Below are 24,564 nucleotides of genomic sequence, written 5' to 3' on the forward strand. Positions count from 1 at the left end.
CACGCAGGGGTTCGGGGGTCAGGCGTTGTAGCCGCCGTGGGCGTCGAGCACCGCGCCCGTGACGTACGACGCCGCGGGGCTCGCGAGGAAGGCGATCGCCGCGGCGATTTCCTCGGGGTGGCCCATGCGTTGCAGGGACAGCGAGCCGAGCAGGGCCTTGAGGGTCTCGGGGTCCGGCGGTTGCATGCCGCTCTCCATCAGTCCGGCTTCGACGACGTTGGCCGTGATGTTCCGGGTCCCGAGGTCGCGTGCGACGCCCATGGTGTACCTCTCGATCCCCGACTTGGTCGCCGAGTAGTCGGCGAGGCCGGGGGCGCCGACCCGGGAGCCCAGTCCGGAGCTCACTGTGATGATGCGGCCGCCCGTGCGCAACACCCGGGAGGCGGCCCGGATCACGGCGATCACGCCCAGGTAGTTGGTGGCGTGCATCCGGTCCAGCGCGGCGATGTCGGCGTCCGGGTCGTCCACCGTGCGGCCCTGCTCCACCGAGATCGCCGCGTTGTTGACGAGGATGTCCAGGCCGCCGAAGTGCGCGACCACGTCGTCGATCAGTGCCTGCGCCTGACTCGTGTCCGCCTGGTCGGTCTTGAAGGCGACGGCCTTCGCTCCCTTGCCGTGCACCTCGTCGACTACGGCCTGCGCCTGCTTCTCGGAGCTGACGTAGGTGAAGGCGACATCGGCACCCTGCTCGGCCAGCAGTCGTACGGTCGCGGCTCCCAGTCCGCGCGACCCCCCGGTGACCAGGGCGACCTTGCCCGTGAGTGGCTTGCTCATACTTCTCACCTCGTTGATTGACCGTTCCCGGCAGTCGTAACGTTAATTGTTACGACAGCTTGTTGCAACCATAGCTGTTACGACTGGGCCGTCGTAACATAAAGCGTTGCGGCCGAGAGGAGGGGTTCATGAGTGCCAACAGCAGGTTGACCCTGGCCGCCCACGCGCTGGCCTGGATCGGTCTCTATCAGCGCCAGGGCAATGAGGTCGCCACCTCCGAGCAGATCGCAACCAGCGCGAACACCAACCCCGTCGTGATCAGGCGGCTGCTCGGCGAGCTGCGCAGGGCCGGGCTCGTGGAGTCCCGGCGGGGCGTGGGCGCCGGCTGGTCACTGGCGCGCGAGCTGGGGTCGATGACCCTGCTCGACGTCTACGAGGCAGTTGAACCCGGCCCGCTCTTCGCGATGCACCGCACCACCCCGGATCAGGGATGCGTGGTGGGCCACGGCATCCAGCCGGCGATGCAGGGCGTCTACGCGGGCATCGAGGAAAGCCTCAGGAACGAGCTGGCTCGCGTCACGCTCGAGGACGTGCTCCGGGACGTCCTCGCGGCTCCTCGCTAGAGCCTGTCTCCTTGATGAGGATGCTGACTGCCTGTCAGGCGAGCATGCCGGCGTAGGGGATCTGGTCCGGTCTGGTTCGCCGGTCATCGGGTCCAGGTCCGCCTCGTAGCGGTTTCGGGCCGGGAGTTCGTTCTGCCGGCGCTGTCGGTGGCGGTGCGGCTTGGCGAGTCTCGTGCCTGGGTAGCCGTCGTCGGCGATCGTGGAGGTGTTGTCGACGGCAGCCTTGGTGCTGGATTGCTCCCACGTTGTACGGTCGTTGCGGTTCCCGGAGAGCGGCCGGGAACCGCAACGACCAGGCGCGTATCGGCGTCGATGACGACCTGGTCGTCGGCGTCGACGTGGTTGTCAGCGCTGGACGATGTGCCCGGAGCTGACGACGGCGCGGACGTGTCGCTGGTCGATCAGATGGGAAATGTCGGCGACAGGGTCTGCGTCCAGCAGGACGGCATCGGCAATGCTGCCTACGGCGACGGTTCCGGTCGCCGTCTGCTTGCCGACCTTCTCCGCCGCCCGGCCGGTGGCGGAGGCGATGACCGTGGAGTTCGGCACTCCGGCCTTGGCGAACAACTGCAGTTCGCGCAGCAGTGCGCGGGCGGGCGTGGGCATGACCCTTGCGATGTCACTGCCGGCGACGAGCTTGACGTTCGCCTCGTGGAAGATCGGCAGCGTCCGCATCGCGTACTCGAATCGCACCCGGCACTCCTCGGCGGGATGCTTCGGGAACGGTTGGCCGTAGGTGGGACGCGCCTTGATCTCTTCGGCGCCGTCCGGTGTGAGAATGCCGTCGGTGATGAGCCGATCCAGATAGTCGGGGTACGCCCCGTAGGCCAGTTGTTCCCAGGTGGCGACGGTCGGGCAGTAGAGCGTTCCCGCGTCAGCCATGAGGCCGGCCAGTTCCTCGGCTTCGCTCAGGTCGCCGGGATCACGCGGGACAGGGGAGTGTTCGATGCAGTCGGCGCCTGCAAGGACCGCCTCCCGCATGTCCGCGCCCGTCGCGATGTGCACCAGTACCTTCTTGCCCGCCTCGTGCGCGGCGGCGATGATCATCTCGAGGGCGGGGCGGGGGAGCCTTTGGCCGCCTCCGGGCTTGCCGTCGAACATGCACTTGACGTAGTCGACCTCGTCGAGCGACAAGTCCTGAAGGTACCGGGCGGCGTCGTCGGCGCTGCCTACTTCCATGACCCCGGACCGGTGACCCACGAGACCGGTCACCGGCCAGCCGTCGATACCGGTGAAGACCGCTTCGGAGGTGAAGAGTGACGCCACGGCGGGGTCCGCTTTGCTGGCGTCGCGCAGCTTGGAACTCAGTTCCGGCATCCCTCCGAGATCGCACACCGAGGTGACGCCCTCGGCGAGATACCCGGCAAGTACGTCCTGCAGGTGGGCGAACCGCTCGGGTTCGGGGAGGGATGCGCCGTAGTCCCTCAGGTGCGTGTGGCTCTCCCACAGGCCAGGCAGCAAGTAGCCGCCATGGCCGTCGAGTTCGGGTTCTCCGGCCGGCGTCGAGGAGGTGTCGGTGTCGGTGCTCGACGGGCGGATGTCCGCGAACCGTCCGTCCGCGATGAGGACGTCCATTCCGGCTCGCGGAACGCCGCCGGTGCCGTCGATGACGGTCACATCCTTGATGATCAAGGTCATCCATCCCTTCGTGGAGCACGATCAGTTATATAGGAACCTATGTATCGACTATACATAGGTTCCTATATGCTGTGCGCGTGATGCTTCCGACCCCGAGTTCGCCGCCCACCACCCTGGTCAACACCGCCGCCCGGGTGCTGGCCAGGATCAACGACCGGCGCCTGCGGCCGCTCGGGCTGGCCTTCGGTCAGGTGCCTGTGCTGGCCGCCCTCGGACAGGGAGGCCCGCTGTCCCAGAAGGAGCTGGCCCGGCTGGCCCGGATCGAGCAGCCGTCCATGGCGCAGCTGCTGGCCCGTATGGAGCGGGACGGACTGGTCGAACGCGCACCCGACCCGAACGACCGACGCGTCAGCCTGATCTCACTGACCGCGGAGGGGCAGGCGAAACTTCCCCTGGCCCATTCGGCACTCCTGGACACCAACAACCGGGCGCTCGACGGGTTCAGCCCGGAGGAGGTCGATGTGCTGCATGGCCTGCTGGGCAGATTTCTCGCGAACTTGGACGCGGAGCTTGCCGATCAGCGGTGACTCTTGAGCGTGCTGCAGTTCCGTGATCCCGCAAGGCTGAGGGGCGTGCCACCTCGGGCGTTCGCTTCGCTCGGTCGGGGTCGGGGTCGGGCGGTCTGCGGGACTGGTGGGGTGTTTGGCCGACGCCCGCTGGACCTCGGTGATGGGATGGGCCTTCGCGGACGGCATCCGCGCCCCGAGGGCGACGTGTCCCGTCAACTGGTCTGCTGGGCTTGGGCATTGGGGCGTCCAGGGCTGCCGAGGGGGGGGGAGCCGGTCGAGTCGGCTTTGCCGGGCCGCGTCGGTTCGGCTTTCCAGCGCCAGGCACGGCCGAACGACCTCTGCAGCCAACGACAGAGCTGGCGGTGGGCGGGTGCGTGTGCTCCGTACGGGGGATGTGCTGCGGCCCGGTCGGAGTCCTGCGCCGGGAGCACGATGTCGCTGACGTGCGGTTCCGGGTGTGTCGGCCGGAACCGGCCGCCGGGGCCCCGCAGTTGGGTGATGTAGTCGGGTCGGCTAGTTTTTGATCAGCAGTCGTGGTTCCGATGCACCGCTTTTCCGGCAGTCGCAGGACCAGGGCGATCACCTCAACCCCAGGGGTGCGCGACCGATGCGCATCCCGTCCTCGAACAAGGAGCAGCATGGCTACCGGAACTGTGAAGTGGTTCAACTCGGAAAAGGGCTTCGGCTTCATCGAGCAGGACGGCGGCGGCGCCGACGTGTTCGCCCACTACTCGAACATCGCGTCGTCGGGCTTCCGTGAGCTCACGGAGGGCCAGAAGGTCGAGTTCGACGTCACCCAGGGCCAGAAGGGCCCGCAGGCCGAGAACATCAGGACCATCTGACGTACGACACCGCACCGCAGGCGCCCCGTACCGCACCGGTACGGGGCGCCTTGTCGTCACGGCCGGGTCCGGTCCGGGGCTGTGCGAGGTGGCCCGCTTACACGCCTGGCCGGACGGTTGGGGCGTTCAGTTGAGTGGGCAGTCGTGCGGGGAGGCCCGCAGGGGCTGGCAGACAGGCCCCTGGCGAGGTGGCCGAGCCCGGCTGGGATGCGAAACGGCCGAATGGAGCAGCCCCTGCGGTGACGCTTCCGGCAGGGGTGACTCACCGAGGAGGTTGCTGACCGGTTCACTCACCACCAGCGCGGCCGGTACCCCTGCCGCGCCGGTCACGGCTCTCGCACCCCTGATCCGACGTGTATATCAGCGCGTCGACGTCCGCGACGGCACCCACCGCAGCCGCTACCCGGGGCAGACCTCGGCCTATGGAGCGGACCGGATCGACCAGTAGGAGCTTCCGCTCTACGGCAGCTTCACCGCCGGGGGAGACGGCGCCCCCGCCGCGGCACCCTGAGCGGCAAGACGTACGTACGGTGTCGCGGGCAAGGCAAGGCAAGCCCGGCCAGCGTCCGCGTCCTGGACTGCGACGGCAGGGCACCTACTCCACGAACTCGTAACTCGAACTTGTCGAAGCGCCCTGGTCCGGCGTGACCGATGTGACGATTCCGCCGTTTGGGATGGTGTGAGCACCCGGCCGTGGATCGTGGACGACGACCTCTGGGCATTGATCGAGCCGCTGCTGCAGCCCTGTCCGGAGAAGTTGCCGGGTCCATGCCCGGTGGCCGACCTGCCGTGCCTGCAGGGCATCCTGTACGTCCCGCACAACGACAGAGCACTGCAACCCCGACCCCTGGAAATGGAGTTGGGTTCCGGACGGACCTCTCGGCGGCGCCTAGAGCGGCGGCGGCAGCAGGATGGGGTCTCCGATCAACTGCACCGCAGCCTCCTCCCCGAGCCGAACGCGCCCTGCGAACTCGACTGGCCCCGCGCAGGCGTGGACGGCTTCCGCATCCGGGCAAAAAGAGGGGACGCCCCCACTGGTCAGTTCCCGGTCGACCGGCGCAAGACGTGCAGCAACTACCACCTGATCCACGCCGGACGCGGCACCCCGCTCAAGCTCCTCACCACTGCGGCCAACGTCAACGACGTCACTGGGACCCGGACCCCCGCCCCGCTCGCCGGCACCCCGCCCGTGCCTGTGACCGAGCCACCCAGCCAACCACCCCTCCGCCCCGACGCACTCCTCGGCGACAAGAACCACGACCCCAATCCCAATCCCAACCCCAACCCCAACCGGCGGTACCCGCGCAAGCGGCAGATCCTGCTGGTCATCCCCCGCACGGACGCCCCGAACATCAAGGCCTGGGCAAACTCCGCTACGTCACGGAGGAGACCTTTGCCCCGCTCCACCCACGATTGCGGCACCCGCACTTACAGATCCTTTAGGGCTTGCGCAAGCCAAGAACCATTACACTCTCGACCCCTTGGCGCTCACGCGGACGCGGTCGGCTCCAAGCGCCGCAGTTTTCGTTCATCGGGGGAGATGCATGCCGGAATCTGAGCTTCTGGGGGAGGACGTCGGTGTCGCCTTCGAGGTGATCCTGGACCGTGCTCTCCACTCCGGGCTGGTCAGGGAAGCGCTGGACCGTGCCGGGGAGGCGGTTGACCGGGAGGAGTTGCGGACGCAGGCGCTCCAGGCCCGTGACGCCATCGGTGAGGTCGCCGAGGCCGGGTATCGCGAATACCTGGCCTCCGACGACGGGCAGGGCGGCGCGCACTGCGGCTCCGCTTGTCTCGACGCGGCGGCTACGCGTCGTAGCGGATGGCTCATGGCCGTGCTCGTGCTGGTGGCTGTCGTCGCGGCGGGGCTGCTGGCAGCCGGTTTCGGGCTACGGGCTTTCGGCGGGCGGCCCTACGTCGGCGACGGGTTGATCACGGCCGGGTTGATCACCGGGGCCGTGGCCGCCGGCGCGATGGTGGGTGATGTCGTCTGGGCGCTCATGGCGGCGGCCCGGGATCGTCGCGGCGCGAACGGCGAGGTGGACGACGGCCGAGAGCCGGAGGCCGCCTGGGTGCGGGAGGAGTGGGAACTCGCGCTGCTGGAGTGGGGAATGGTGCCGTTCCTGCTGGAGCGCATCGAGGAGTCGGGTGTCGCGAACCAGCCCGCGCCTGCTCCTCCCGCGTGTTGACCTGTTCCGACCCGTTTTGCCCGTGCGGGCAGGGGTGCGGATCCGCCCTGCTATCTTCTACATCGTTGTAGATATAAGGAATGGGACGGCCGACCGGTACGCCTCGTGTGCGGCTCCGGCGGCCCGGGACAATCGGAGTTCGCATGGCCCTGTGGGACCGCTTCAAGGAGTCCGCGTCGACGATGCAGACCCAGCTCGTCGCGAAGAAGAACGACCTGAAGAGCGGGGCCTTCCGCGACGCGAGCATGGCGATGTGCGCGCTCGTCGCCGCCGCCGACGGGAAGATCGACCCGTCCGAGCGGCAGCGCGTCGCCCAACTCATCTTCAGCAACGAGGTGTTGCAGAACTTCCCGGCCGACGACCTCCAGCGCCGTTTCGACGACAACCTCAACAAGCTCACCGCCGATTTCGACTTCGGCAAGGTGGGCGTGCTGCAGGAGATCGCCAAGGCGAAGAAGAAGCCGGCCGAGGCGCGTGCCGTCATCCAGATCGGCATCGTCATCGGCGGCGCCGACGGGGACTTCGACGCCACGGAGCGGGCCGTCGTCCGCGATGCCTGCTTCGCGCTGGGGCTGCCGCCGCACGAGTTCGATCTCTGATCCGGGCTTGCCGCTGAGCGCATCACCACTGTGGCCGACGGGGCCCAACTCCCGTCGGCCACAGAGCTGTTGTGCGCATCGCGGCAGTCGGCCCGGGCTCTCCCTGCCTACAGCGGTGTCGCCGCGTGCAAGAGCAGCAACAGCGTCACCGCCGAGTTCGCCGAGAACATCGCCGAGAGGGCCGCACCCGTCGCCGCGCTCCAGAGCGCCAGGCCCACCGTGGTGAAGAGCGGCGGCCACGCGCGGGCCGGAGGCGGCGGGGCCAGCAGAGCGGCGACCCGGCGGGGGAGTGGGCCCGGTGCCGCGAGGGCCGGGAGGGTCGGTGCCGGGGTGCCGCGGGAGACGAGGGCCGCCTTGCCGATCGCGCGGGCGACGGCCTTGCGGCTGCCGACGGACTGGGCGGCCTCCTCGTCCGCCCAGCGCTCCGTGACGTAGGAGACGGCTGTGCGCAGTGGCAGCAGGAACGGGTTTGCCTGGGCGGCCAGTTGGGCGATCAGCAGGTGGCGGTGGTGCCGGGCGGTGAGGTGGGCCCGCTCGTGGGCGAACAGGGCCCGGCGTTCACGGGAGTCGAGGCAGGCGAGCATCGCCGTGGTGACCACGATCCGGTCGCGTGGGCCGGCGGGGAGGGCGTAGGCGTACGCCTCGTCGTCGGGGAGGACCGCGACCGAGGTGTCGCGCAGGCCGGTGAGGGCCGCATGGGCCTTGCGCCGAACTCGGCGGTGGCGCAGGAGAGTTCGGCCGCAGCCCAGGACGACCGCGAGCAGTACGGGGATCGCGGCCTTCCCCACGATCTCGTCGTGCGGCACGCTCTCCCGCACCTCGGGGTCCGACCAGCCGTCCGGCAGTGGGTTGCCCGGGAGTTGGGCGGTGCCGACCACCATGAGCAGGCCCACGCACAGCGTGCTGCACAGGCCCATGACGGCGGCCATGACGCTCAACAGCCTTGTGGCGGTGCGCGGATGGAGATGTTGGGTGGCCAGGCGGGCGATCGGCCAGGCCGACAGCGGCAGGACGAGCGGCAGGAGGACGAAGACGCCCACGGAACGTCAGCCCGCCGACTCGTCTGCGGCCTGGTCGAGCAGATCGCGCAGCAGTTGCTCGTCGTCGTCGGGGAGCGCGGTGATGAAGCTGGCCAGCACCGCCCGGCGGTCCTGCTCGCGGTCGAGCACCTTGCGCATCTTCAGCGCGGCGAGTCCCGCCTCGTCCGCGGCGGGCGACCAGACGAACGAGCGGCCCTCCCGCACGCGGGTCACGGCTTGCTTGTCCAGCAGTCGGCTCAGCACGGTCATCACCGTCGTGTACGCGAGCGCGGCGTCCAGTCGCTCCTGCACCCAGGCCGCGGTCACCGGTGCGTCGGCCGTACGCAGCACGCCGAGCACCTTGATCTCCAGCTCGCCCTGCGCCCTGCGCTGCGGGCGCGGATCAGGCTCCGCCACGTTCCGTCTCCTGCCTGCTGGTGCGGGGTCGTGAGCGTCCCATCGTATCGACGCGGTGTCGGTGGACATGTCGACGCGGTGCCGGGCGGTGCACCCACGCGGTAGCGGGCGATGCACCCACGCGGTACCGGGCGATGTGTCCACGCGGTGCCGGTCGACCGTGCCGTCCGGCCTCGATTATTTCTACATTGTTGTAGATTCTAGTGCGGGTCCGCGCCGCGGGCCCGGACCAGTCGGCGTGTGTGGAGGGACGATTCATGGGTGTTTCCCTGTCCAAGGGTGGCAACGTTTCGCTGAGCAAGGAGGCGCCGGGCCTTTCGGCGGTGCTGGTCGGGCTCGGCTGGGACGTGCGCACCACGACCGGCACCGACTTCGACCTGGACGCCTCGGCGCTGCTGCTCGACGCCTCGGGCAAGGTCCTCTCGGACCAGCACTTCGTCTTCTACAACAACCTCAAGAGCCCCGACGGTTCGGTCGAGCACACCGGTGACAACACCACCGGTGAGGGCGAGGGCGACGACGAGTCCCTCAAGGTGGACCTCGCTGCCGTACCCGCAGAGGTCGACAAGATCGTGTTCCCCGTCTCGATCCACGACGGCGAGTCCCGCGGGCAGAGCTTCGGCCAGGTACGCAACGCCTTCATCCGTGTCGTCAACCAGGCCGGTGGCACCGAACTCGCCCGCTACGACCTCTCCGAGGACGCCTCGACCGAGACCGCGATGGTCTTCGGCGAGCTGTACCGCAACGGCGCCGAGTGGAAGTTCCGTGCCGTGGGCCAGGGTTACGCGTCCGGCCTGGCGGGGATCGCCTCCGACTTCGGCGTGGGCGTCTGAGAACCGGCGCGAGGAGAGGTCACGTATGTCGGTCAACCTGGGCAAGGGCCAGCAGATCAGCCTGAGCAAGTCGGATGGCAGCAGCCTGAGTTCGGTCCGGATGGGGCTCGGCTGGCAGGCCGCGCCCCGCAAGGGTTTCCTGGCCAAGCTGGCCGGGTCCCGCGAGATCGACCTGGACGCGTCGGCGCTGCTCTTCGCCGGCCGCGAGCCGGTCGACGTCGTCTACTTCCAGCATCTGACGAGTGACGACGGCTCCGTCCGGCACACCGGGGACAACCTGACCGGGGGCGCGGGCGCCGGCGGTGACGACGAGATGATCCTCGTCGATCTCGGTCAAGTCCCCGACCGCGTCGACCAGATCGTCTTCACGGTCAACTCGTTCACCGGGCAGACCTTCGCCGAAGTGGAGAACGCCTTCTGCCGGCTGGTCGACGAGACCAACGGGCAGGAGCTGGCCCGCTACACGCTCAGCGGCGGCGGCACGCACACCGCGCAGATCATGGCGAAGCTCCACCGCGACGGCGGGAGCTGGCAGTTGAAGGCGATCGGCGAGCCCGCGGCCGGCCGGACGTTCCAGGACCTGCTGCCCGCCGTCGCCGCCCATCTGTGACGGTGTTGCCCAACTGCCCTGTCAGTCCCGCGAGTTGCCGAACAGGACGCGGTAGGCGATGAGCAGGACGAGGGAGCCGCCGATCGCCGCACCCCAGGTGTAGAGGTCGAAGAACTGCTTCTCCACCGGGCGGTCGAAGAACCGGGCCGAGATCCAGCCGCCCACGAACGCGCCCGCGACACCGATGAGGGTCGTGCCGATGAAGCCGCCCGGGTCGCGTCCGGGGAGCAGGATCTTGGCTATGCCTCCGGCGAGCAGACCGAGGATGATCCAGCCGATGATGCCCACGTCGTTGTCCTCCAGATAATGTCGGTTGCCCGGTTGCGCAACCCTAAGACATTGGTGAGGACGCGATTCCGGGCGGGTGCGGTTGCGGAGCCGGACGGCCGCCTGCCCCTCCACCAGCGCCGGATCACGCGCCTGGGGCGGGTGCCGTCCGGCAGGGGCGCGCGGCCGGACACCTAGACTGGAGCGGCGCGGGTACGGCGCGTGACGATCAGGGCGGGACGGGAGCGGGCTGTGGCAGCGGGCATCGGTGGTTTCGAGGATCCGTCCGCCGAGGTGCTGGCGGAGGCGGCCGCCGCGTTCGGGCTGCTGGCGTCCGCGGCCCGGTTGCACCTGATGTGGGCGCTGGCCCAGGGCGAGTGCGATGTCACCCACCTCGCGGACCGGGTCGGCGGCGCCCTGCCCGCCGTGAGCCAGCATCTGGCGAAGCTGAAACTGGCGGGCCTCGTGCGCTCCCGCCGGGACGGCCGACGGCAGATCTACTACGTCGACGACCCCGACGTCGTCACCGTCGTCCGGGTCATGGTCGGCCAGCTGGCCGCGCGTGCCGAGGGGGCCTACGCACCCGCCCGTACCCTGCGCGGGACCGGTGGCTGACACCACCGCGGCCTCGGACACCGGCGTACTCCCTCCCGAGCCCGCACGCGGTGACGACGGCCCGATACCGGGAGTGCCGACCGTGCTGCAGACGCTGCGCCGGCTGGACAGCGGTCCGCGGGGTCTGACGGAGGCGGAGGCCGAGGAGCGTCAGGCCCGCCACGGGGCCAACGTCCTGCCCACCCACGGGGAGGCATCCTGGCCGCGCGTGCTCATCCGGAGTCTGCGCGATCCGTTCACCGCCGTACTGCTGGGCCTTGGCCTCGTCTCGGCGGCGGTCGCCTCCTGGGGCACGGCATGCGTCATCCTCCTGCTGGTCGCGGTCAGTTGTGTGCTGCGCACCTCGGGGGAGTACCGCGCCGGCCGGTCCATGGCCGGGCTGCGCGGACTGGTCGCCACCACCGCCACCGTGCTGCGCCGAGCGGACGAGGACGCGCCGCCGGACGCCCGGGAGATCCCCGTGGACGACCTGGTGCCCGGCGACGTGATCCGGCTCGGCCCGGGCGACCTGGTCCCGGCCGACGTACGACTGCTGCGCGCCCAGGGCCTGACCGTGCACCAGGCAGCGCTCACGGGCGAGTCGGCGCCCGTGCCGAAGGCCGCCGACGACACCGCGAGCGCGGCTTCCGGCGGAGTGTTCGACCAGCCTCAGCTCTGCTTCCAGGGGAGCGGCGTCGCGTCCGGGAGCGCCACCGCGGTCGTCGTGGAGACCGGCGCGCGGACCCGGTTCGCCGCCGCTCACGGCCGGGGCGGTGCCCGGCGCGAGGCGAGCGCCTTCGACCGGTCGGTGCACGGCATCTCCTGGATCCTCATCCGGTTCATGCTGCTGACCCCGCCGCTGGTCCTCATGGCCAACGCGACCCTGCGTGACCGCGGCCTGGAGACGCTGCCCTTCTCCGTCGCGGTGGCCGTCGGACTGACCCCGGAGATGCTGCCGGTCATCGTCACCATCTGCCTCGCCCGCGGCGCCTCCCTGCTGGCCCGCACCCACGGCGTCATCGTCAAGCGGCTGCCCGCACTGCACGACCTCGGCGCCGTCGACGTGCTCTGCCTGGACAAGACGGGCACGCTCACCCGGGACCGCCCGGTCCTCGACCGCGCCCTCGGCCCGGACGGCCAGGACGACCCCGAGGTGCTCCGCTGGGCCGCCGTGAACGCCTGGTGGACCCTCCAACTCGCCGACCTGCCCGCCCCCGATGCCCTCGACGAAGCGGTCCTGGACGCGGTCGACGAGGACGACCTCATGGCCTACGACGGGGTGGCCGCCCTTCCCTTCGATCCGGTACGGCGCCTCTCCACCGCCGTCGTCCGCGCACCCGGCCGGCTCGGCACGCACACCCTCGTCGTCAAGGGCGCCGTGGAAGCCGTACTGGAACGCTGCGCCCTGACGGCGGAGGAGCGCGACAAGCTGCTCGCCCTCGCCGCCACCCACGCCGACGACGGACTGCGCGTCCTGGCGGTCGCCCTCGCCGAACTCCCCGCCCGCACCCGCGTCCACGCCCGCGCCGACGAACGCGGGCTCACCTTCCGGGGGTTCGTTACCCTCAAGGACGACCTCGCCCCCACCGCCGCCGAAGCGCTGAAGGTCCTCGCCGACCGGGGCGTCACCGTCAAGATCCTCACCGGCGACCATCCGGGCACCGCCGCCCGCGCCTGCCGCGACCTGGGCATCGCCGTCCCCCCGGACGGTGTCCTCACCGCCGACCGCATCGAGCAGCTCGACGACGGCGACCTCGCCGCGACCGCGTCCCGCATCACCGTCTTCGCCCGCTGCACCCCCGAGCACAAGGCCCGCATCGCGACGGCCCTGCGCGCGGGCGGCCACACCGTCGGTTACCTCGGCGACGGCGTCAACGACCTGCCCGCCCTGCGCGCGGCCGACGTCGGCATCGCCCCGCGCGAGGCCGTGGCCGTCGCCAGGGACAGCGCCGACGTGGTCCTCGCCGAGAAGAACCTCACCGCGATCGGCCACAGCATCGCCGCCGGACGGTACGCGGGCGGCAACATCGCCACCTACCTGCGGATCACCCTCTCCTCGAACCTCGGCAACGTCATCGCGATGCTCGCCGCCGGCCTCCTCCTGCCCTATCTGCCGATGCTCCCGGCCCAGGTGCTGGCACAGAACCTGTGCTTCGACGGCGCCCAGCTCGCCTTCGCCCACGACCGCCCCCACCCCGCGGTGCTGCGCCGCCCGACCGTGCTCCGCCCGCGCGACCTGCTCCGCTTCATCGTCGGCTTCGGCGCCCTCAACGCCGTCGCCGACCTCGCCACCTTCGGCGTCCTCGCCTTCGCCCTCTACGGCCCCGACGGCCTCGACGACGAGGCGGTGTTCCACTCCGGCTGGTTCACCGAGAACCTCATCACCCAGGCCCTGGTGATGCTGCTCCTGCGCGCCGGACGCCACACGGCCGAGGGCCGCAGGCCCGGCCCGATCGGGTGGGCGGCGGGCGCGCTCACCGCCGTAGGACTGCTGCTGCCGTTCACCCCGCTCGGCTCGCTGCTGGGCCTCACCCCGCTGCCCGCCGTCTACTACCTGCTGCTGGCCGCGGTCCTCGTGCTCTACGCGGTCGGTCTGACGGCGGTCAGGTCGCGGGCGGAACGGCACCTGACCGGTCCCGGCTGACCGGCTCGCGGTGCTTCACACGGGCCTTAATCCATGTGCTGTACAAGGGTTTACCGGTACGTTCTGGTGCCGAACGCACAGGTGGCCCCGAGGGAAGGCGGGAGATGGCCGAACCCCGGACACGGGGGCGCTGGCTCACGCTGGTGATCTTCGCGGTCGTCGTCTACGTGATCGTGCGGGCGGCCGACACCCCGCAGGCCGCCACGTCACCCTCGACCGGGACGACCGGACCGGCCACGTCCGCCGCCCCGACCAGCCCCTCCGCCACGGCGTCCCCCTCGGCCTACGACCCCGCCGCCTACGCCGTCCAGGTCCGCACCCGGGCCCAACAGGCCGATGTCAGCGCCCAGTTGGTGATGGCGGTCCTCTACAACGAGGCGTACAAGCCGCACGACCCGGCCTTGGAGCGGGCCTGGCAGAAGTACAAGCCGGACGCGGCCTTCGGCATCGCGAACATGCACCGCGCCACCTTCGACGAGGTCAAGAAGGGCCGGGACTTCGCCGACCGGAGCTGGGACGAACTCCCCGACGACCGCGACCTCGCCATCGAGGCCGAGGCCTGGTACCTGCACGACCTGTCCGCCCAACTCCCCCCGACCTGGCGCTCCTCCCTCAGCCGCGACCAACTCCTCGCGCTCGGCTACAACACCGGTGCCGGGAACATGCTCGCCTTCGCGGCCGGTACGACACCGGGCACCCAGGCCCAGTCCTACCTCGACCGCCTGCACACCAACTGGGCCAAGGCGGGAAAGGCCGTCGGAGGGTGAACTCCCTCCTCGCCGGGGGGGGGGGTTGGCAGCGTCGCCCTCCAGCAGCTTCTGGTACGTAGCCGAGGCCCAGACCGGTCTCGCTGTGCCGGGGCATGTTGGGTGACATGGACCGGAGGGGCTCGGCCGTCGCGGAGCGCGGAATCAGGTGGCGTCGGGGTCGAAGGCGGCACCCTCGGGGCGCCGGGTGGCTTTCTCGGGGCGCCGGGCCGTCTTCTCCAGCGTCACCGCGGGCGCCGCCGTTCCCGGTTCCGTGCGGTCCGCGGCCTCCCGTACGGCTTCGGCCACCTCCGTCAACTCCCGCCTCGGATCAAGGGCGTTGCGGATGTCGTCCAGGCCAAGGTCGAGACCGGCGCCGTCCCCGTCGAGCAGGTGCTTGCGCACGAACGCCTTCGGATGCAGATCCTCGAACTCGAAGTCCTTGAACTCGGGCCCCAGTTCGGTACGGATCTCCTCCTTCGCGCCGTCGGAGATCGCCCGCACCTTGCGCACGAACTCCGCCGCGCTCTGGATGATCTCCGGCAACCTGTCCGGACCGAAGAGCAGGACGGCAAGAATCGCCAGTGTGAACAGTTCCGGCAGTCCTACGTCCGGGAACATCCGCCGCTCCTCGCTGTCCGTACCGGCCGGCTCGCCTGTCGTCATGGCTCCACCCGGTGCGGATCACTTTAGCTGTTGCGCAAGTATGGGAACCGTCGGGTCGGGTTCCGCGTTGGAACCAAGTGACGTACAGAAGGCGATAGTCAGGAGGAAAGAGCCGTGGGAGTTTCCCTGGGCAAGGGCGGCAACGTTTCACTGAGCAAGGAGGTGCCGGGACTTACGGCGGTGCTCGTCGGGCTCGGCTGGGACGTCCGCACCACGACCGGCGCGGACTACGACCTGGACGCCTCCGCCTTGTTGTTGAACGCGTCGGGCAAGGTCGTCTCCGACCAGCACTTCGTCTTCTACAACAACCTCAGGAGCCCGGACGGCTCGGTGGAGCACACCGGCGACAACCTCACCGGTGAGGGCGAGGGCGACGACGAGAGCATCAAGGTGAACCTCGCGGCCGTACCCGCCGAGATCGACAAGATCGTCTTCCCGGTGTCCATCCATGACGCGGAAGCCCGCGGCCAGAGCTTCGGCCAGGTCCGCAACGCGTTCATCCGGGTGGTGAACCAGGCGAACAACGGAGAGATCGCCCGCTACGACCTCTCCGAGGACGCGTCGTCGGAGACCGCGATGGTCTTCGGCGAGCTGTACCGGCACGGCGCGGAGTGGAAGTTCCGGGCGGTCGGCCAGGGCTATGCCTCCGGACTGGCCGGCATCGCCTCGGACTTCGGGGTCAACGTCTGACACCGCCGTGAGCGCGGACCCGCTGTGGGGGCGGGGCCGCGCGGCGGAGAGCGGGGGAGTCGGGGGAAGCGGCGAGCGGTAGGCATCCGCGCCGGATGCGGCGACAGGGGTTCGGGGCCGCCCTCTCGCGCCCCGTCCCGTCACGACGCCGACGCGCCCCACCCCCGCCCGCACGCCCCGAGCCGTCACGGCCGCCGGGTGTCGTCCTCCTTGAGTGCCCTGGCCTCGCTCTTGAAGATCCGGGTCGCCTTGCCCGCCGAACGTGTCAGCTCCGGCAGCTTCTTGACGCCCAGGACGACCACGACGACGAGAAGGATCACGGCCAGTTCGCTCAAGCCGAACATCAGGTCTGCTTTCTCCCGGGAGCGGGGCCGCTACGGCGTACCGGCCGCACGCTTGAATCTACAGTGCTGTAGAAGTCTCTCCTGAGGTGTGATCTCTCAACAACCCCGCCTGCCAGTCCGGTTGGCCGGGGCGAGAGACGGCGCGAAGGAGCAGAGGCAGCAGGATGCCGTACCCACACGACCCCGCACTCGAGACGGCACCCCGAACAGCCCGGCAGGAACTGGCACGCCGCTGCCAGGCCATCACCGACGCCCGCTGGTTCGCCCTCACGGTCTTCGGCGTCATCCTCGCCAACGCCGCACTCCTGGGCATCGAGACGTACCCGGGCCTGGTCGCGGAGTGGCGCCACTGGTTACGGCTCGCCGAGCACGCCTGTCTGGTCGCGTTCACCGTCGAGATCCTGCTCCGCCTCGCCGCCCATGCCGACCGCCCGCGTGACTTCGCCAAGGACCCCTGGAACCTCTTCGACCTGGCCGTCGTCCTCTGCGCCTTCCTGCCCGTCGTACGCGAGAACACCACGGTGCTACGACTGCTGCGCCTCGCCCGCGTCCTGCGTACCGCCCGCTTCCTGCCCCAGCTGCGGGTCGTCCTGGTCGCCGTCGCCCGCAGCCTGCCCGGCACGCTGAGCTTCCTGCTCGTCGGCGGTCTTGTGCTGTACGTCTACGCGATGGTCGGCTGGGTCTTCTTCGGCCACCACGACCCCGAGCACTACGGCTCCATCGGCCGCGCGGTCCTCACTCTGTTCCTGCTGATGACCCTGGACGGCATCGGCGACGCCGTCCACACCGGCCTGGAGATCTCCCGCTGGAGCCTGCTCTACTACGCCTCGTACGTGCTGCTGGCTTCGTTCGTCCTGGTCAACGTCCTGATCGGGGTGGTCCTGACGTCCCTGGACGACGCGCGCGAGACGGAACGGGATGAGCTTCCGCAGCGGTCCGCGCCCGGGTCGGACGACGAGGACAGCCGCCTGCTGCTGGAACGCGTCGCCGCTGCCCGCCGGGCGCTCGACGACCTCGAAGAGGACCTTGCCCGGTCGGTCGGGCGGGCCGCGGACGAGCGGCGGCCCGTGGCGTGAGGCAGCCGCCGTACGGTCACGCGCGAGCGTCCCGCAGTCCCCACCGACGCGGGGCCGACGCAAGGTCGGCCACGCGTCCGTCGGGCGGCACTGCGAGGGGGCTCTCAGCCGGCCGGGAGCCGATGCCTCAGTTCACGTCCGGTGTCTGAAGGCTCGGGGTGCGGGTCCCGGGCAGCCGACACCCACACCCGCACCCGCGCCGACGAACCGCCCGTGAAACGGCCGAGCGACCTGCGACGTTCGGCCCGGACCGCATGGCGGTGCGTCGGCGCGAAACCGGTCGAGGTCGCTCGACAGCGTGGTGCTCAGTACTGCTCGGTCTCCACGAAACCGGCGTCCACGTCGTCGTCGGCACCATAGGTGTCGGCGGCGGCCGCCAGGTTCAGTCCGGGCGGGCTGTCCTTCAGGGCCAGGCCCATGCCGGCCAGCTTCTCCTTGACCTCGTCGATGGACTTCGCACCGAAGTTGCGGATGTCCATCAGGTCGGCCTCGGAACGAGCGAGAAGCTCGCCCACCGAGTGGACGCCTTCGCGCTTGAGGCAGTTGTAGGAGCGGACCGTGAGCTCCAGCTCCTCGATCGGCAGGGCGAGGTCGGCGGCAAGGGCGGTGTCCACGGGGGACGGGCCCATGTCGATGCCCTCGGCGTCGATGTTCAGCTCGCGGGCGAGACCGAACAGCTCGACCAGGGTCTTGCCGGCCGACGCCATGGCGTCACGGGGACGCATGGCCTGCTTCGTCTCGACGTCGACGATGAGCTTGTCGAAGTCGGTGCGCTGCTCGACACGGGTCGCCTCGACCTTGTACGTGACCTTCAGCACGGGCGAGTAGATCGAGTCGACCGGGATGCGCCCGATCTCCTGACCGACCTGCTTGTTCTGCACGGCGGAGACGTAGCCGCGACCGCGCTCGACGGTCAGCTCCATCTCCAGCTTGCCCTTGCTGTTGAGCGTGGCGAGGACGAGGTCGGGGTTGTGCACCTCGACACCGGCCGGGGGCGCGATGTCGGCGGCGGTGACCAGACCCGGGCCCTGCTTGCGCAGGTACATCACGACCGGCTCGTCGTGCTCCGAGGAGACGACCAGCTGCTTGATGTTGAGGATCAGGTCGGTGACGTCCTCCTTGACGCCCGGCACGGTGGTGAACTCGTGCAGGACACCGTCGATCCGGATGCTGGTGACAGCAGCGCCGGGGATCGAGGAGAGGAGCGTACGACGCAGGGAGTTGCCGAGGGTGTAGCCGAAGCCCGGCTCCAGCGGCTCGATGACGAACCGGGAGCGGAACTCGTCGACGACCTCTTCGGTGAGGGACGGACGCTGAGCGATCAGCACGTGGTGTTGCCTCCAGTGGTGTGGCGCCCGCTATGTGACGCCGTGGACACCACGAAGCGTACGGGGCCGCGCGGGGGATACGGTCTCCGCCGTGGCCGAACCGCCCGTTTACCCGACGCGGCGAAGAGGCTATCGCGCTTTTTCCTCCGCCATTGCCGCCCGAAGATCACCGTACCCGTGGACGGCCGACCACCGGTGCGCGACGGGCCTTCTCAAGGCGACGTTGGTGCTCTCCCTGGATCCGGGTCGGGTGGAACTGGAGCGGGACGGTGCGGATCCCTCAGCGGGCCAGGCCTTCCACCAGCAGGAAGCCGCCGATGGCGATCATCATGGCACCGCTGACGCGGGTGACGGCCAGGGCCGCCGAGGGGCGGGTGCTCAGGACCGTCCGCGACAGGAGGCCCACGCCGAGGTAGACGACGGCGCACGCGGTCAGGTGCACGGTGCTGAGCAGCCCGGTCTGCGCGGCGACCGGCCAGCCCGTGGCCGGGTGGATGAACTGCGGGAACAGCGAGAAGTACAGCAGCAGCGCCTTGGGGTTGAGGCCGCTTATCCCGGCGCCCCTGAGCACGGCCTGCAGACGGGAGGTGTCCGCGCGCTCGTCGGCGGCCGCCGTCGGTACGGCCGGTTGCCGCAGGACGCCCCAGCCCAGCCAGAGCAGGTAACCGGCCCCCGCCACGGTCAGGGCGGTGAGCGCGGTCGGGGAGTTCGCCACGATCACCGCCAGGCCCGCGACGGCCACGAGTGCGTAGGCCGCGTGCCCGGCGATCAGCCCCGTGACGGCCGGGACGACCGAGCGGCCCCGCAGTCCGGCGGAGATCGCGTAGGCCCAGTCCGCGCCCGGCGTGAACACCAGCAGCAGGTCCACGGCCAGGAAGGCCGCCAGTGTCGTCGTATCCATCGATCGTTCCCTCTCGCACGTCCTGCCCTGGAGGGAAAGCTAGGCGGGATACGCCCGAAGGTGTTTGCGCATTTACCCCATGATCGCGAGATCCGAGGGAGAATCTTCGCCATGGACGCCCTGGACCGGAAGATTCTGACCGAGCTGCAGCTCGACGGCCGACTGACCATCACCGAACTGGCCGCCCGCGTGCAGCTCAGCGTGTCGCCGTGCCACCGACGGCTGCGCGACCTCGAACGCCAGGGTGCGATCCGCGGCTACCGCGCCGCCGTCGACCCGGCCGCCGTGGGCCTGAACTTCGAGGCCCTCGTCTTCGTCACCCTGCGCTGGGAGACCCCCGACACCGTCACCGCCTTCGAGGAGGCCGTGTCCGCCGTGCCCCATGTGCTGCAGGCGCAGCGGCTGTTCGGCGAGCCCGACTACCTCCTCCGGGTCGCGACTGCGGACCTCGACGCCTTCCAGCAGCTCTACGACCGGCAGCTCGCCCGGCTCCCGGGTGTCCAGCGGCTGACGTCCACCCTGGTCATGAAGAACGTCGTCCAGGACCGGCCGCTCCCGGAATAGCCACCGAGCGGACGAGCCGCGGCACCGTCGTCACACCGTGCCGGTGCGGGAATCAAACAGGGCCCTCAGGTGCTGTGACCTGCGTGAAGAAGATAGGTTTCCTTTCGTTCGGTCACTGGTCGCCGAGTCCGCATTCGAAGACCCGGTCGGGCGCCGACTTCCTGCACCAGTCCATCGATCTGGCGGTCGCCGCCGAGGAACTGGGCGTGGACGGCGCGTACTTCCGCGTGCACCACTTCGCGCAGCAGGCGGGCAGCCCGTTCCCGCTGCTCTCGGCCATCGGGGCGCGGACCTCGAAGATCGAGATCGGCACCGGCGTGATCGACATGCGGTACGAGAACCCGCTGTACATGGCCGAGAACGCGGGCGCCGCCGACCTCATCTCCGGCGGCCGGCTCCAGCTCGGCATCAGCCGTGGGTCACCGGAGCAGGTGATCGACGGCTGGCGCTACTTCGGTTACGCGCCCGCGGAAGGCGAGACCGGCGCGGACATGGCCCGGCAGCACGCCGAGGCCTTCCTCAAGGTGATCGAGGGCGACGGTTTCGCGCGGCCGAACCCGCGGCCGATGTTCCCCAACCCGCCGGGACTGCTGCGTGTCGAGCCGTACTCCGAGGGGCTGCGCGACCGGATCTGGTGGGGCTCCAGCTCGAACGCGACCGCCGTGTGGGCCGCGCAGCTGGGGATGAACCTGCAGAGTTCCACCCTGAAGGACGACGAGACGGGCGAACCGCTGCACGTCCAGCAGCGCAAGCAGATCGAGGCGTACCGCGAGGCGTACAAGGAGGCCGGGCACACGCATGAGCCGCGGGTCTCCGTCAGCCGCAGCATCTTCGCCCTGACCAACGACATGGACCGGGCCTACTTCGGCCACGACCGCGAGTCGCGGGACCAGGTCGGCATGATCGACGACACGACCAGGGCGATCTTCGGACGCTCGTACGCCGCCGAACCGGACGTCCTCGTGAAGCAACTCCGTGAGGACGAGGCCATCCAGGCCGCGGACACCCTCCTGCTCACCGTCCCGAACCAGCTCGGCGTCGACTACAACGCCCATGTCCTGGAGAGCATCCTGACCCAGGTCGCCCCGGAGCTCGGCTGGCGCTGAACTCCCGCACGGAAACGCCGATGGCGCCCCGCGACAGAGAAACTGTCGCAGGACGCCACCGGGTGGACGGGGTGCGGAAGGTCAGGCGCCGCGCTGGACCGGGCCGATCTGGGTGCCGGCGGCGACCTTGAGCCGGCCCTCGGCGAAGGACTTGCCGGGGATCTGGCCGCCGCCCGGGGTGCGCAGCGTGAACGACGCCTCGTTCGCGGCCTTGCTCCGGGCGTTGTTCGGGACCTGGATGTCGAAGTGCACCGGGTGGCCCGGGCCGAAGGTCACGGCGGTCCGCTGGCCGCCGTAGCTGTGCGGCGTGACCCCGGTGCCCGTGCCGTGGTTGGTGAACCGCACGCCGGTGGGCGAGCCGGCGAGCTTGCACGACGCGTAGCCGCGCGGCGCCGTCAGGGTGACGCGGTAGTGACGGTGGCCCGCGCTGGAGGTGTCCGCGGTGATCTTCGCGGTGTGGTTGGCCGGTCGGCAGGCGGAGGGGCGGGCGCTCCCGTTCGCCGCCGGTGCCGCCTGCGCGATCCCCGCTCCTCCGACGCCCGCCAGTACGGCGGCCGTGACGAGGCTGACGGCGATCTTCCGGTTGGTGCGCATCAAGAACACTCCTTGCCTTGTTCTATGCCCCTGACGGGTGTTCACCGTCAGAAACATGGTCAACGCCCATCCTGCCCTCACATCTCGCGCAAAATGTCCTGGTTCAGTGACAGTTGACCCAAAGGTTCCTCAAGCATCGCTGTCGTCCTCGAACTGCCAGACGGAATCGGCCAGTTGGTCGTTCCCCGGCCGGTCGGCTCATTGCCAGGGACGGCGCCTGATGTCGACCACGTTCATGCCCGCCGCCGTGGCCGCCGCGATGCCGTCGTCGGTGTCCTCGTGGGCCAGGCACCGGCCGGGAGCCACGTCCAGGAGACGCGCGGCGTGCAGATAGGCGTCGGGGGCGGGTTTGGCATGGGGGACGTCGTCACGGCCAACGACGGTCCAGGGCAGGTCGTCGAGTCCTACGACCGTCAGACCCCGCCGGACGATGTCGCTGTAGTTGGCCGACACGACCGCGACCGGGGCGTGCGCGGCGGCGGCGCGGGCGATGCGCGCGGTGGCGTGTATCGGTCTGATGAGGTCGGTGTGCGTCAACCAGTAGGCGCGGGCGGCCTCGACGAACGTCTCCTCGGGCAGGGCCGCCGGAGTGAGGCCGAGCCGGCGGCGCAACTGAGCGGCGGTGAACACCGGCGCGGCGACCACCCAGGCCAGGGACACGGTGACCCCGTGCGCGGCCAGCGAGGCGCGTACCGCGCGGTGGTTGACGTCGGCGGTGTCGGCGAGAGTGCCGTCGAAGTCGAAGGCGTACGCGTCAAAAGCGGGGTGCGTCAGGGGTTGCTTGACCGGCACGGGTAGTGGCGCGGGCGCGGATCGGTCGACCGGGGGCGGCGGTTCGGGTGAGTGCGGCGGGCCGGGAGCCTGGGTGCGCGGGGCGCTGTTCATGTCCACCTCGGTCGGTCCTCCTCTCGGGAGTTCACCAGTTCCAGTCGGTGTCGCAGCTGGTGAGTGCCAGCAGGACCCAGATGTCGGTGAAGACCGGCGCGTCGAACAGCAGCGGGCGCGGGGCGACTTGGTCCGGCGGCGCGGTGAACGTCCCGTCCCGGTCCTGCCGCGACAGGAGATGCGCTACGCCCGCTCGCACGATCGGGTCATGGTCCGGGCGCCGGCCCATGGCCGAGAGGGCGAGCAGGGAGTAACAGGTGCTGGTGACATCGCTGGGGTCGCCCGGGCGGTGTCCCCAGCCGCCGTCGCGGTTCTGCGCCCGGGCGAGGAACCGTAGAGACGCGGCGTTCGCGGCGGTGATGCGCCGGTGCAGCGCGGTGCGGGTCGGGTCGGGCAGCGAGTGCAGCGCCCACATCGCCCGCCAGACCGTGTTGGCCTCGCTCAGGCTCCAGCTCCGCTCGAACGTGCCGTCCGCGTGCTGAGCGTCGAGCAGCCAGCGGGCCGCGTCCTCCGGCAGACCGCCGGGCGCGAACTCCCTCCAGGGCAGCGCGCTGAGCGCACCCCCGGTCATGCCGACCTCCGAGGGGTCGCCCCGCATGTAGGTCGGGAACCCGCCGTCGCTGCCCGCCATGCCCCGGAAGTAGGCGGCGGCCCGCCCCAGTGTCGTCCGGTGGCGGACGGGGTCGACGGTGGCCAGACACGCCGCGGCGTACGCGCTGGCGTCCATGTCGGTGTGCCGCATGTTCTCGCCGAACGACCAGCCGCCGTCCGGCAGTTGCTGCCGGACGAGGTAGTCGCACAGGCGGCGCAGGAGGGCGGGTTCAGCCTTCGCGCGGGCCAGCGCCAGGCCCGTGCATCCGGTGGTGAACACATGCAGGTCCGCGATGCTGGGCGCGCCGCCGTCGGGGTTGCAGCTTGCCAGCAGGGCGGTGACACCGCTGTCGACCAGCGGGTGTTCGGGGGCGAAGTGCTCCACGGCCAGCAGGGCCAGGAGGTGTGCCATGGGGTAGTTCTCCCAGACCGGCGCGCGGCTGGAGCCCAGGAGGGTGAGGAGCCGGTGCTGTTCCGCGTAGCTGATCTCCTCGGTCCGGCCCAGGCCGTGGGCGACCAGGACCCGGACGCTGAGCATGATCAGCTCGATCCAGCTGACGGAGTTGTCCGCGCCGTCGTCCGGAGCCGTCGTACGCGGCGGGCGGAGCATGGACTGGTCGAAGGAAATCGCGCCCGTCACGGCGAGATGGACGTCGAAGAGGAGCCGCTTGCGGGTGAGGGAGAAGTGGTCGAAGCCGGCCAGGAGTTCGTCGCCGACGACGTCGGTGGCGGTAGTCCGGCCGTGCAGGACCGCCTGGGCCAACGCCGTTTCGAACCCGGTGACTTGTGCCTGCGGGGCGGCCAAGTAGGCAGCGAGGCGCCGTACTTGCTCGGGATGGCTGTCTCGCCTGCGCAACAACACGAGCAGCAACGCCGATTCCAGCGTCCGGCTGGAGCACGGCCGCCGTACCCCGCCGTCGGCGTCGACGGTCGCGCCGAGAAACGCTGACACCCGATGTCGGGCAGCCGCCAACTCGGCCTCTGAGCCCGCCTGTTCCCGCCCGACTGTCGTCCATGGGTCGACCAGGCCGATCCTGTCCGTCGTCAACGGCGCGCTCCTGTCTGCTCCTTGGCGACGGAACATGTGTTCCTGTCCGTCGTCGAACGGGGGACAGGTCCAATGTCGTCGTCGGCGAGGCGCCCCAGAAAGGGCGCGAGAGGCAAACCACTCCTCAGGGGGGCGCGTGAAACACGCTGGTTCCTACGTTTGTGCGAAACGCGCCCCCGTGTGGCGCCGGACGGAAATCCCCGCGGAATTACCGATTCGCGGGATGGGGACGGGCGTGGACCAATCCAGAAGTGTGAGCAGTTTCGGATCAGGGGTGAGCGGGCCGGGAAAGCCGGCGCTTATCCCGGAGGCTGAATCGCATGATCACCTTGGTTCTGATCGGTTTGCTGGGCGGTCTGATCACCGCGGTGTCTCCGTGCATCCTCCCCGTGCTGCCGGTGGTGTTCCTCGCGGGCGGACCGGGAGGACCGGGTGGCCCAGGCGGACCTGGCGGACCGGGTGGCCCAGGCGGTCAGGCCGGTGAAGCCGGCGCGGGGCCACCGCCGGGGCTTCCGCCGAGGGCGCTGCCG

At 70.1% G+C, this 24,564-nt stretch carries 28 protein-coding genes and 1 pseudogene; 16 read left to right on the forward strand and 13 right to left on the reverse strand.

Annotated features, from left to right (window positions below; translation table 11 throughout):
- Positions 1–18: 18 nt before the first annotated feature.
- Positions 19–774 (reverse strand): SDR family NAD(P)-dependent oxidoreductase, encoded by a 756-nt coding sequence (locus OHT77_RS40480; RefSeq protein WP_328833338.1) that lies wholly within the window; start codon positions 772–774, stop codon positions 19–21.
- Between the two features lie 128 nt (positions 775–902).
- Between OHT77_RS40480 and OHT77_RS40485 the strand changes: the two genes are divergently transcribed.
- Positions 903–1,337: an Rrf2 family transcriptional regulator gene (locus OHT77_RS40485; RefSeq protein WP_266774775.1), complete on the forward strand. Its 435-nt coding sequence runs from the start codon at positions 903–905 to the stop codon at positions 1,335–1,337.
- 120 nt (positions 1,338–1,457) lie between these two features.
- On the opposite strand, the pseudogene OHT77_RS40490 reads toward OHT77_RS40485, so the two are convergent.
- Both OHT77_RS40490 and OHT77_RS40495 read right to left on the reverse strand, forming a co-directional pair.
- Positions 1,458–1,663: pseudogene (locus tag OHT77_RS40490) on the reverse strand (transposase); the annotation flags it as partial.
- A gap of 19 nt (positions 1,664–1,682) precedes the next feature.
- A complete protein-coding gene (locus OHT77_RS40495; RefSeq protein WP_328833339.1) occupies positions 1,683–2,975 on the reverse strand; it encodes an amidohydrolase family protein in 1,293 nt (430 codons plus the stop codon).
- 80 nt (positions 2,976–3,055) lie between these two features.
- On the opposite strand from OHT77_RS40495, the gene OHT77_RS40500 reads away from it, so the two are divergent.
- The 6 genes from OHT77_RS40500 to OHT77_RS40525 all read left to right on the forward strand — a co-directional run bounded on the left by OHT77_RS40500 (position 3,056) and on the right by OHT77_RS40525 (position 7,111).
- Entirely contained in the window at positions 3,056–3,502 is a 447-nt protein-coding gene (locus tag OHT77_RS40500; RefSeq protein ID WP_328834469.1) for a MarR family winged helix-turn-helix transcriptional regulator, read from the forward strand.
- 620 nt (positions 3,503–4,122) lie between these two features.
- A complete protein-coding gene (locus OHT77_RS40505; RefSeq protein WP_033283508.1) occupies positions 4,123–4,326 on the forward strand; it encodes a cold-shock protein in 204 nt (67 codons plus the stop codon).
- Between the two features lie 274 nt (positions 4,327–4,600).
- A complete protein-coding gene (locus OHT77_RS40510) occupies positions 4,601–4,774 on the forward strand; it encodes a hypothetical protein (protein ID WP_328833342.1) in 174 nt (57 codons plus the stop codon).
- Positions 4,775–5,026: 252 nt separating this feature from the next.
- The gene (locus tag OHT77_RS40515; RefSeq protein WP_328833343.1) at positions 5,027–5,884 is read left to right on the forward strand and encodes a hypothetical protein; all 858 of its coding nucleotides are present in this window, start codon (positions 5,027–5,029) and stop codon (positions 5,882–5,884) included.
- Positions 5,871–6,512: a hypothetical protein gene (locus OHT77_RS40520; RefSeq protein WP_328833344.1), complete on the forward strand. Its 642-nt coding sequence runs from the start codon at positions 5,871–5,873 to the stop codon at positions 6,510–6,512. Before OHT77_RS40515 ends, OHT77_RS40520 begins: the two co-directional genes overlap by 14 nt.
- Before the next feature lie 143 nt (positions 6,513–6,655).
- Positions 6,656–7,111, forward strand: coding sequence for a tellurite resistance TerB family protein (locus OHT77_RS40525; RefSeq protein ID WP_266774781.1), 456 nt, complete (start codon positions 6,656–6,658; stop codon positions 7,109–7,111).
- Positions 7,112–7,218: 107 nt separating this feature from the next.
- Here the strand turns inward: OHT77_RS40525 and OHT77_RS40530 are convergent, their stop codons facing one another.
- Positions 7,219–8,151, reverse strand: coding sequence for a M56 family metallopeptidase (locus tag OHT77_RS40530; protein WP_328833345.1), 933 nt, complete (start codon positions 8,149–8,151; stop codon positions 7,219–7,221).
- Between the two features lie 6 nt (positions 8,152–8,157).
- A complete protein-coding gene (locus OHT77_RS40535) occupies positions 8,158–8,547 on the reverse strand; it encodes a BlaI/MecI/CopY family transcriptional regulator (RefSeq protein WP_328833346.1) in 390 nt (129 codons plus the stop codon).
- A gap of 257 nt (positions 8,548–8,804) precedes the next feature.
- On the opposite strand from OHT77_RS40535, the gene OHT77_RS40540 reads away from it, so the two are divergent.
- Both OHT77_RS40540 and OHT77_RS40545 read left to right on the forward strand, forming a co-directional pair.
- Complete coding sequence (locus OHT77_RS40540; protein WP_328833347.1) at positions 8,805–9,380, forward strand: TerD family protein; 576 nt, start codon at positions 8,805–8,807, stop codon at positions 9,378–9,380.
- A 25-nt stretch (positions 9,381–9,405) separates the two neighbouring features.
- Positions 9,406–9,990 (forward strand): TerD family protein, encoded by a 585-nt coding sequence (locus tag OHT77_RS40545; RefSeq protein ID WP_328833348.1) that lies wholly within the window; start codon positions 9,406–9,408, stop codon positions 9,988–9,990.
- 21 nt (positions 9,991–10,011) lie between these two features.
- On the opposite strand, the gene OHT77_RS40550 is transcribed toward OHT77_RS40545, so the two are convergent.
- On the reverse strand, positions 10,012–10,278 hold the full coding sequence (locus OHT77_RS40550) for a GlsB/YeaQ/YmgE family stress response membrane protein (RefSeq protein ID WP_266774786.1): 267 nt from the start codon (positions 10,276–10,278) through the stop codon (positions 10,012–10,014).
- A gap of 231 nt (positions 10,279–10,509) precedes the next feature.
- On the opposite strand from OHT77_RS40550, the gene OHT77_RS40555 reads away from it, so the two are divergent.
- The 3 genes from OHT77_RS40555 to OHT77_RS40565 all read left to right on the forward strand — a co-directional run bounded on the left by OHT77_RS40555 (position 10,510) and on the right by OHT77_RS40565 (position 14,262).
- A complete protein-coding gene (locus OHT77_RS40555) occupies positions 10,510–10,872 on the forward strand; it encodes an ArsR/SmtB family transcription factor (protein ID WP_328833349.1) in 363 nt (120 codons plus the stop codon).
- Positions 10,865–13,495, forward strand: coding sequence for a magnesium-translocating P-type ATPase (gene mgtA, locus OHT77_RS40560; RefSeq protein ID WP_443048178.1), 2,631 nt, complete (start codon positions 10,865–10,867; stop codon positions 13,493–13,495). The genes OHT77_RS40555 and mgtA overlap by 8 nt, the downstream gene beginning before the upstream one ends.
- A gap of 104 nt (positions 13,496–13,599) precedes the next feature.
- A complete protein-coding gene (locus OHT77_RS40565; RefSeq protein ID WP_328833350.1) occupies positions 13,600–14,262 on the forward strand; it encodes a lytic transglycosylase domain-containing protein in 663 nt (220 codons plus the stop codon).
- A 144-nt stretch (positions 14,263–14,406) separates the two neighbouring features.
- On the opposite strand, the gene OHT77_RS40570 is transcribed toward OHT77_RS40565, so the two are convergent.
- Positions 14,407–14,862, reverse strand: a complete 456-nt coding sequence (locus tag OHT77_RS40570) for a sec-independent translocase (RefSeq protein ID WP_328834471.1) — start codon at positions 14,860–14,862, stop codon at positions 14,407–14,409.
- Positions 14,863–15,021: 159 nt separating this feature from the next.
- Between OHT77_RS40570 and OHT77_RS40575 the strand changes: the two genes are divergently transcribed.
- Entirely contained in the window at positions 15,022–15,597 is a 576-nt protein-coding gene (locus OHT77_RS40575; RefSeq protein WP_266774789.1) for a TerD family protein, read from the forward strand.
- 185 nt (positions 15,598–15,782) lie between these two features.
- On the opposite strand, the gene OHT77_RS40580 is transcribed toward OHT77_RS40575, so the two are convergent.
- A complete protein-coding gene (locus tag OHT77_RS40580; protein ID WP_328833351.1) occupies positions 15,783–15,941 on the reverse strand; it encodes a twin-arginine translocase TatA/TatE family subunit in 159 nt (52 codons plus the stop codon).
- Positions 15,942–16,105: 164 nt separating this feature from the next.
- On the opposite strand from OHT77_RS40580, the gene OHT77_RS40585 reads away from it, so the two are divergent.
- On the forward strand, positions 16,106–17,017 hold the full coding sequence (locus tag OHT77_RS40585; RefSeq protein WP_328833352.1) for an ion transporter: 912 nt from the start codon (positions 16,106–16,108) through the stop codon (positions 17,015–17,017).
- A gap of 305 nt (positions 17,018–17,322) precedes the next feature.
- Here the strand turns inward: OHT77_RS40585 and OHT77_RS40590 are convergent, their stop codons facing one another.
- Positions 17,323–18,345 carry a DNA-directed RNA polymerase subunit alpha gene (locus tag OHT77_RS40590; protein ID WP_266774792.1) on the reverse strand — a complete coding sequence of 341 codons (1,023 nt, stop codon included), beginning with the start codon at positions 18,343–18,345 and terminating at the stop codon, positions 17,323–17,325.
- 280 nt (positions 18,346–18,625) lie between these two features.
- The gene (locus OHT77_RS40595; RefSeq protein WP_328833353.1) at positions 18,626–19,246 is read right to left on the reverse strand and encodes a LysE family translocator; all 621 of its coding nucleotides are present in this window, start codon (positions 19,244–19,246) and stop codon (positions 18,626–18,628) included.
- A gap of 111 nt (positions 19,247–19,357) precedes the next feature.
- On the opposite strand from OHT77_RS40595, the gene OHT77_RS40600 reads away from it, so the two are divergent.
- Both OHT77_RS40600 and OHT77_RS40605 read left to right on the forward strand, forming a co-directional pair.
- Complete coding sequence (locus tag OHT77_RS40600; RefSeq protein ID WP_328833355.1) at positions 19,358–19,810, forward strand: Lrp/AsnC family transcriptional regulator; 453 nt, start codon at positions 19,358–19,360, stop codon at positions 19,808–19,810.
- A gap of 83 nt (positions 19,811–19,893) precedes the next feature.
- Positions 19,894–20,916, forward strand: a complete 1,023-nt coding sequence (locus tag OHT77_RS40605) for an LLM class flavin-dependent oxidoreductase (protein WP_266774796.1) — start codon at positions 19,894–19,896, stop codon at positions 20,914–20,916.
- An 81-nt stretch (positions 20,917–20,997) separates the two neighbouring features.
- Here OHT77_RS40605 and OHT77_RS40610 read toward each other — a convergent pair whose 3' ends face one another.
- From OHT77_RS40610 to OHT77_RS40620, 3 genes are all read right to left on the reverse strand, one after another.
- A complete protein-coding gene (locus OHT77_RS40610; protein WP_328833356.1) occupies positions 20,998–21,510 on the reverse strand; it encodes a DUF4232 domain-containing protein in 513 nt (170 codons plus the stop codon).
- A 198-nt stretch (positions 21,511–21,708) separates the two neighbouring features.
- The gene (locus OHT77_RS40615; protein ID WP_328834472.1) at positions 21,709–22,395 is read right to left on the reverse strand and encodes an HAD family hydrolase; all 687 of its coding nucleotides are present in this window, start codon (positions 22,393–22,395) and stop codon (positions 21,709–21,711) included.
- A 31-nt stretch (positions 22,396–22,426) separates the two neighbouring features.
- Positions 22,427–24,034 (reverse strand): prenyltransferase/squalene oxidase repeat-containing protein, encoded by a 1,608-nt coding sequence (locus tag OHT77_RS40620; RefSeq protein WP_328833357.1) that lies wholly within the window; start codon positions 24,032–24,034, stop codon positions 22,427–22,429.
- Positions 24,035–24,564 lie beyond the last annotated feature (530 nt).

Source organism: Streptomyces sp. NBC_00252 (assembly GCF_036187565.1).
In the GTDB taxonomy this organism is placed as follows: domain Bacteria; phylum Actinomycetota; class Actinomycetes; order Streptomycetales; family Streptomycetaceae; genus Streptomyces.